Below are 7,985 nucleotides of genomic sequence, written 5' to 3'. Positions count from 1 at the left end.
CTGACCGGCGGCGCCGGCAACGACACCTTCGTCTTCGACTCTGCGCCGAACGCGGTCGACTACATCACCGATTTCAACGCCTCGGGGTCGCCGGCGAGTGGCGACCTGATCGAACTGTCTCTTGGCACGTTCACGGCGCTCTCGACCGCGAGTGGCAGCACGTTGTCGGCGGCCGAGTTCGCATCCTTGAACGGTGGTGGCGCGGGAGACACGGTGGGTGCGGGCGTGCACGTGATCTACGACAGCGCGACGGGCAACCTCTACTACGACGCGGACGGCCTCGGCGCCGCCAACCGCACGCTCGTGGCATCGCTGACGCTGAGCAATCCGGCCGACACATTCGACAGCAACGACATCAAGGTCGGCCTGTGACTTCCAGTGCGCTGTCCGCCAACGCAGCTGGCGGCCCACACGGGAAGTCGCCGAGTTCATGAAGCCTCTGCTCCAACTGCTCAAGCGGCCGCTCCTTGTGGTCGCGGGCTTCTCCTTCTTCGTGAACCTGCTGCTGCTCGCGCCCGCGCTCTTTATGCTGCAGGTGTTCGACCGCGTGCTGACGAGCCAAAGCAAGGAGACGCTGTTGATGCTGTTGCTCGGCGTGGCCGTGGCCCTCGGCCTGATGCTGATGCTGGACTACCTGCGCAGCCGGCTGCAGGGCGTCGCGGGCCATCTGATCGCCGAGCATCTGTCTCCGACCGTGGCCAAGGTTATGCTGGCCCACACGGCGAGCCGCGCCGAGCGCACGCCGTCCGAAGGGCTGCGCGACGTCGCGGCGCTGCGCAACCTGTTCTCCGCCCAGGGGCTGCTGGCGCTGTTCGACACGCCTTGGGCGTTCATCTACGTCGCCGTCATCTGGCTGGCGCATCCGCTGCTGGGCATGGCGGCCGCGGCTGCGTCCTTGTTGATGATCCTCCTTGCCGTGGCGAACGACCGGGTCACCCGCCGCGACATCGAAGCGCTGCAAAAGGAAGCCGCCAAGGCCACGCACTACCTCGAGTCCTCGATGCAGAACGCGGAGCTGGCGCAGTCGCTCGGAATGGGCGACGCGCTGATTGGGCGCTGGCGCCATCTGAGCGCCGGCGTTGCCGCGCTGCAAGGTCCGACCGCGCGCAAGTCGGTGGCGATGGCGGCGCTCACGCGTACTACACGCCAGTCAGTACAGGTCCTGCTGCAGGCACTCGGCGCGTACCTCGTCATCACCGGCGAAGGTACGTCGGGCATCCTTGTGGCCTGCACCATCCTGCTGGGCCGGGCGCTGGCGCCGGTGGAGCAGGTGGTAGGGAGCTGGCGCGTGCTGGCCGAGGGGCGTCTCGCCTTCGCGCGCCTGTCGGATCTGCTGGGCGCCGCCGAGCGCCAGCCACAACGCATGGCGCTGCCGGCCCCGACCGGCCGGCTGTACGCACAGGGCCTGGTGTTCCGGGCTCCACGGAGCGAACGGATGATCCTTGCCGGCGTATCGCTGAGCCTGGAGCCTGGCGAGTCGCTGGCCATCACCGGCGCGAGCGGCGCCGGCAAGTCGACCCTGGTGCGCCTGCTGACCGGCCTGTGGAAGCCCCACGCCGGCGTGGTGCGACTGGACCACGTCGACCTGGCGCAATGGCCGCGCGAAGAGCTCGGGCCTTGGCTCGGCTATGTGCCGCAGGACGTCGAACTGTTCGCGGGCACCGTCGCCGACAACATCGCGCGGCTGGGCAATGTCGACTCGCTGCAAGTCGTGCAAGCAGCGCAGCGAGCCGGTGTCCACGAGCTGATCCTGACGCTGCCCGAGGGATACGACACGGTGATCGACACCATGGGCGTGATGCTGTCGCCGGGCCAGCGMCAGCGCATCGCGCTGGCACGGGCGCTGTACGGAAACCCGAAGCTGCTGGTGCTGGACGAGCCGAACTCCAACCTGGACGGGTCCGGCGAACTGGCGCTCGCAGAGGCGTTGAGGGCGCTGCGCGGGCAAGTCACGGTGATCGTCGTCACGCACCGCAGCACGCTGGTGCAGCACATGGACAAGCTTCTGGTGCTGGAGGGCGGTCGCGTACAGCAATACGGGCCGGTGGAAGAGGTCATGCAGACGATCAAGCGGTCGAGCCAGAGCACGGGCGGCGCCCAGGTGGTGATGATGCCGCCGCGCCCGGCGGAGAAAGTGTCATGAACAACACGGCCCATGCCGTCGCGGCCAATGATCCCCTGGCGCTGCACTTGCGCGACGCGCGCCGTCTTGCAAACTGGGGCATGGCCGTCCTTGTCTGCGGCGTGCTTCCAATCGGGGCCTGGATGAGCTTCGCGCCGTTGTCGTCCGCCGTGGTGGCACAGGCTCATGTGAAGGTGGACCTGAACCGGCGTCCGGTGCAGCATGCCGAAGGCGGCATCGTGCGCGAAGTGCTGGTGCGCGACGGCCAGCGCGTGCGGCAGGGAGAACCCTTGCTCGTACTGGGCGACGTGTCGGTGGACGCTGATAGGAACCGGCTGGATCACCGTGTCAAGACCGAGCGCGCCAGCCTGGCGCGGCTCGACGCGGAGCAGACCCTGGCGCGCGCGATCACTTTCCCGCCGGACGTGGTCGAGACTGCGGCGGTCGACCCACGGCTGGCCGAGCAGATGGACAAGGAACGCGCGCTGTTCGAGGCGCGGCGCGATGCGTTGGTGGGACAAGTGCAATTGCTTCGTTCGCAGCGCGAAAAGGTGGCGGAGGAGATCGTCGCGCTGCGCGCCCAGATCGTGCAGGCGAGCGAATCGATGAAATTCCAGAAAGGCGATCTTGAGACCAACAAGAAGCTGCTCAAGGACGGCTTCATCTCAGCCACCCGCATCGCCCAGCTGGAAGGCGCTGTCGCCGACTACGGGGTGAAGATCGAGGAACGACGCGCGGAGCTGGCGCGCGCCCAGCAGCGCGCGGTCGATGCCGATCTGCGCATCCGCTCGTTGGAGAGCGACTATCGCCAGCAGGCGAGCGACCAGCGGAAGGTCACGGCGGCGCGGCTTTCCGAGATCGAGCAGGAGCGGCGCAAGTCGCTCGACGCCTCGGCGCGCCAGGTGATCACGGCGCCGGCCAGCGGTGAAATCATCGACCTCAAGTATTCGACACCCGGCGCGGTGATCCCGCCGCGCGAGACGATCGCGGACATCGTTCCCGAGGATGCCCGCCTGCTCATCGAGGCACGCGTGCGGACGGAGGACATCAACCGTGTCCGACGCGACCAGCCGGCTGACGTCCGATTCACGGCCTTCCAGTACCGCACGACGCATCTGGTGCACGGCAAGGTCGTCTATGTCTCCGGCGACCGCCTTGTGGAGCGGGCCAGCAACATCCCCTACTACTCGGTGCTCGTCGAGGCCGATCCGGCTTCCCTGTCGGAAGCCGGAGACCTCAAGCTGTTGGCGGGCATGCCCGCGGAGGTCTACGTCACGGGAGAGACGCGGACCGCGCTTCAGTATTTCCTGGAGCCGATCCTTCAGGTCCTGCGCCGCTCCATGCGGGAGCGTTGATCCGCCGACTGTTACGGCCCATTGGCCTGCTGTCGCGGGTGGTGCCGGCCGAGAGGCTCAGCGCCATGCAGCAGTACGCTCCTGCCATGGCGAGAAACTGCGAAAAGCCCGCAATGAGCGGGCTTCTTGCATTGCGATCATGGCGCGCTCCTTCGGCGAGTTCTCGCGTGCATCGTGAGCGTTTTGTCATGCCTGACGCAGCTCGAAGCCGGGAGTTCAGTCCTCCTCAAATAAGGGCATGACGCTCATGAATACGATTACTTGCATGCCTACATTTGGACCCTAAGCAGGATCCAGCACTCGAATCAACGAGGCCCGGCCTGTCGGTGAAAGAGAGAAATTTTTTGGAGATGAATATGCGATTTGTCGTCTTTCTTGTCAGCCCCCTTGCCACGGTGGCATTGGTCGTTGCGTTTGGCTGGCCGGTGCTGCTTGCAGGCTTTGCTCTTGCATTGAGTACGCTTCTTTTCTCCACTGCCCACACCGAAGCCGGGGAGTCGTCGCATTACAAAGAAGGCTGGGGCCAACTCAAGCGTTCCTCGGGCCGAACCGCCGAAGCGGTGTCGAAGGCGGTATTGATGACCCGCGACTGACTCCGGGACGATTGCCTCCAAAAATCCGAGCCGCCCACTTCAGCGGCTTTTTTCGTTCCCGTTCGCAGAGTCAAGTCGTCGTGCCTCACCCTGTAGTCGCCAGGTCTTCAACACTGGTACCTGGTACGAGCGCTGCCGACGCAATGGTGACCCTATGCGCGGTCACACGACCACCCTTCAACGCGGCGTTGAGTTCTGGACGCCCCTCGCACAGCATCTGAGCGTTTCTGATGGCTCCAGCGCGACCCTGGTAACGATCCCAGGCAGCGGTGAACGTGGCGACCTCGATACCGCGGCCCKCGGCTGTCGCTGATGTGCGCCACCAGGCCCGAGCGCTGCGCGTGCCTGGCCACGTCGGCGACGCCTAGGCGCGACCGCGGCAAGCCCAAGATGGCCAGCAACTCCAGCCGCGCGGCATCTCGTCGTTGTCCATGCCCCAGTCGATTGAGCGAATAAGTGTCCGTACTCATGAAACCGCCAACAAAGTCTCACACGGTCGATTCGACGCACTGAGTACGGCAGACTTGCGACATATTTGCTTACATTAGTAGTAAGCTGGGCGGCATAGAGGAAATGTGAACTTTGCACATTTGACTCACTGGGATGAGATTTCGGAAAGGAGGGTGCCTGATGCTTGTTCACAAGCCCGACGGAAAAAACGAAGTCGACACGAGTGTTGCCGCCGATGCGCAAATGGTGGCCAGCATGCGGCTGGTGCTCTCCATTTCTGCCCTGTCGGCGGTTCTTGTCGATCCCTCTGGGCTGAGAGGAATCGCAGGATTCACCTGGCTCCCATTCTTCGGGTACATCCTGTACGGCCTGGTGATCTACAGCTGTTCGCGCCTGGGCTCGCCGTTTTCTCACGGCAGGGCGGTTCACTGGCTGGATCTCTGCTGGTATGCCTTGATAGTCCTCTCGACTGACGGAATCCACAGCTTCTTTTTCCTGTTCTTTTTCTTCGCCATCCTCACCTCATCCTTTCGATGGGGCTTCGAAGAGGGCGCGCGCGTGACCCTCGCCTCGGTCGCATTGTTCGCGGCCTGCGGCGTGGGATCGACGACCGAAATGGATCTGCCGCGCCTGCTACTGCGAGCCACGTTTCTGCTGGCGTTGGGCTACATCAGCGTCCATTGGGGCGGGTCGAAGGTCGAATTGAAGCGGCGCCTGGCGCTTCTTCGCGATGTCAGCCGCCTGTCGAACCCACGGTTTGGAGTCGATCACACCATCACCAGCGTCCTGGAAAAGATTCAGATTTTCTTCAAGGGAAGCTGCTGCATCTTGGTCATGCGGGACAAGGAGTCCGGCTCCTGTTCCCTGCGCACGATCAGGGGGGCCGGCGCGAAGGATTCGGTCAATGCCGAATGGATCGGCGCGGAAGCGGCTGCGCCTCTCATGGCGCTTCCGCAGAACCGCATCGTCGCCTACAGCCACCCCCTCTGGCCGGCCATGTCTGCGCTTGCCGGGGCCGCAGCGTACGACAGCGCCGAGGGTAAATGGAGCAATCTCGATGGACCGACAAGCGACAGCCTCGCCGATCTTCTGGATGCTCGTTCGTTCATCTGCGCACCGGTTTCGCTGAGAAGAAGCGAGGGCCGACTCTATGTGTTCTCCGGCCAGAGGGCGCTCAGGAAGGCCGATGCGCTCTTCCTGAGCCATATCGGTGCCCAGGTCTTTCCAATGATCGAGAACATTGAGTTGCTGGACAGAATGGCTTCGGACGCGGCTTCGCAGGAACGGCAAAAGATTGCTCTCGATCTTCACGACACTGCCATTCAACCCTACATCGGATTGAAGATGGGCCTGAGCGCCCTGCGCAACAAGGCGGCAGCCGACAATCCGCTGATCGAAGATCTCGACAAGCTCGGTGAGATGGCCGCAAAGGTTATTAGCGATTTGCGCCGCTATGCCGGTATGGTCAGGGACGGCCTGGGCAAGACGGAGCAGACGTTGATCGTGTTCTTGCGGCAGCAGGCAGTGCAGATCAAAGACTTCTACGGGATCGAAATCGCGGTCTGCGTAGAAGGCGAACTCAATGTGAGCGACCGTCTGACCGCAGAGGTCTTGCAGATCGTGCGCGAGGGCTTGAACAACATCTGCAAGCACACGCTCGCGCGCCGCGGAGCCGTCAAGCTGGAATGCGCCGACGGCTTGATCAGCGTACGGATCGAGAACGATGCCGATGGAACCCAGCCGGTGGAATTTCAGCCAAGGTCGATCACGGAACGCGCCACCGCGCTGGGCGGAAACGCGCACGTCCGACTGGGAACAGGCGGCGCCACCGCCGTGCACATCGAAATACCTGTGTAGGAGAGGACTCATGCAACCAGCGGAAAGACCCATCGGCGTGATGCTTGTCGACGATCACCAGACGATGCTGTGGGGGTTGTCCAGACTGATCGATGGAGAAAGCCCGCGAATGCGGGTGGTCGGCACCGCGAGGAACTGCGAAGACGCTCTCGAACAGGCCGGCCAGATGATGCCCGACGTCATCCTGCTGGACCTCGATCTGAATGGGAAAAGCGCGCTGGACATCCTGCCCGGCCTGTTGTCCACCTCGATGTCGCGCGTGTTGATACTGACGGGCGAGCGCCAGCAGAAAACCCTGGACCTGGCGGTGCTCGGCGGCGCACGCGGCGTCTTGCGCAAGGACGCCTCCGCGGAACACGTGCTGCGGGCCATCGAGCGAGCGCACAAAGGCGAGCTGTGCATGGACAATGAAACGATGGCCCGCGTTTTCGCCGAGTTCGTCGACGCGAAGCGGCCGCACAAGATCGATCCCGAGGCGGCGAAGCAGGCGACGCTGACCGCGAAGGAGAAGAAGATCATTCACGCTGTGGTCGAAGGCAGCGGTGCGTCGAACAAGGCGCTGGCTGAGCGGCTCTTCATCACGGAGCACACGTTGCGGAATCACTTGACTTCGATTTATCAGAAGCTCGATGTGGCGAATCGACTTGAGCTGTATGTTTATGCGGTGAAGTACCAGTTGGGCAAGCCGCTGTCCTGAAGCGGATCATCTGGATTCATCATCTAGCCCGGATATTTCAGCGTACTCCGTAGAAACGAGGACGGCATCGCCCATGGGATGCTCGTTTGTCGAGGTGTCGAATCTTGATGGACGGGCGGGCGATGCGGAAACCAAACTGTACCGAGGCGATGGACGTTGGCGCGATCGATTTTGGCCGTCTCGGTCGACGGGTTGTGGAAGGCCGCTTCGATCGCGGCAGCATGACCAGCGACGGCGGCGTGATGCTGCTGTCGGCGGTGGATCGCAAACTCGGGCTGATCGAGGCGGCCAGCCGCTGCATCGCGGACCCGCGCAACCCGCTGCTGATCAAGCATGCGGTGCGCGACATGCTGCGCCAGCGCGTGTACGGACTGGCGCTCGGCTTGGGAGGACTTGAACGATCACGCCGCACTGCGCCAGGACGTGGCCATGCAGACGGCCGTGGGCGTGGACCGCGAGGTGGCCGGCCACACCCACACTGTGTCGCCTGGAGAACTGGGCCGATCGTGCCACCGCTGTGCGGCTGCACCGCTTGCTGGTCGAGCAGTTCATCGCGAGCTTCGAGACCGCACCCGAAGAATTGGTGCTGGACTTCGACGCCACGGACAACCCGCTRCACGGCCAGCAGGAGCAGCGCTTCTTCCACGGCTACTACGACAGCTACTGCTTCTTGCCGCTGTACGTGTTTTGCGGCCAGCAGCTGCTGTGCGCCTACCTGCGTCCCAGCCGCATCGATGCAGCGCAGCACACCGCGGCGATCCTCAAGCTGCTGGTCACGCGGCTGCGCCAGGCTTGGCCCGACGTGCGCATCGTGTTTCGTGGCGACTCGGGGTTCTGCCGCCAGCGCGTGATCAACTGCTGCGAGCGCTCGGGCGTGCACTACATCATCGGCCTGGCGCGCAACTCACGCC

The 7,985-nt window shown here is 63.8% G+C and carries 6 protein-coding genes and 1 pseudogene; all 7 read left to right on the top strand.

Going from position 1 to position 7,985, the window contains the following annotated elements; translation table 11 throughout:
• Positions 1-372: hypothetical protein (locus AC1DY5_RS33430; protein ID WP_478118507.1), on the top strand; the 372-nt coding region annotated here is incomplete at its 5' end.
• A 58-nt stretch (positions 373-430) separates the two neighbouring features.
• On the top strand, positions 431-2,143 hold the full coding sequence (locus AC1DY5_RS33425) for a type I secretion system permease/ATPase (protein ID WP_478118505.1): 1,713 nt from the start codon (positions 431-433) through the stop codon (positions 2,141-2,143).
• Entirely contained in the window at positions 2,140-3,477 is a 1,338-nt protein-coding gene (locus AC1DY5_RS33420) for an HlyD family type I secretion periplasmic adaptor subunit (RefSeq protein ID WP_478118503.1), read from the top strand. The genes AC1DY5_RS33425 and AC1DY5_RS33420 overlap by 4 nt, the downstream gene beginning before the upstream one ends.
• 356 nt (positions 3,478-3,833) lie before the next feature.
• Complete coding sequence (locus AC1DY5_RS33415; protein ID WP_478118501.1) at positions 3,834-4,070, top strand: hypothetical protein; 237 nt, start codon at positions 3,834-3,836, stop codon at positions 4,068-4,070.
• A gap of 630 nt (positions 4,071-4,700) precedes the next feature.
• Positions 4,701-6,377 (top strand): sensor histidine kinase, encoded by a 1,677-nt coding sequence (locus tag AC1DY5_RS33410; RefSeq protein ID WP_478118499.1) that lies wholly within the window; start codon positions 4,701-4,703, stop codon positions 6,375-6,377.
• 10 nt (positions 6,378-6,387) lie between these two features.
• Positions 6,388-7,074, top strand: coding sequence for a response regulator (locus tag AC1DY5_RS33405; RefSeq protein WP_478118498.1), 687 nt, complete (start codon positions 6,388-6,390; stop codon positions 7,072-7,074).
• Positions 7,075-7,196: 122 nt separating this feature from the next.
• Positions 7,197-7,985, top strand: a pseudogene (locus tag AC1DY5_RS33400) (IS1380 family transposase); the annotation flags it as partial.

The sequence above is a fragment of the Variovorax sp. P4_D9 genome, from assembly GCF_056401695.1.
The sequence above is the reverse complement of the archived record's forward strand: the minus strand, read 5'-3'. Positions and strand labels throughout refer to the sequence as shown.

Coding starts and splice junctions, on each gene's coding strand:
- AC1DY5_RS33405 (WP_478118498.1), top strand. CDS start 6,388: ATGCAACCAGCGGAAAGACCCATCGGCGTGATGCTTGTCGACGATCAC.
- AC1DY5_RS33415 (WP_478118501.1), top strand. CDS start 3,834: ATGCGATTTGTCGTCTTTCTTGTCAGCCCCCTTGCCACGGTGGCATTG.
- AC1DY5_RS33420 (WP_478118503.1), top strand. CDS start 2,140: ATGAACAACACGGCCCATGCCGTCGCGGCCAATGATCCCCTGGCGCTG.
- AC1DY5_RS33410 (WP_478118499.1), top strand. CDS start 4,701: ATGCTTGTTCACAAGCCCGACGGAAAAAACGAAGTCGACACGAGTGTT.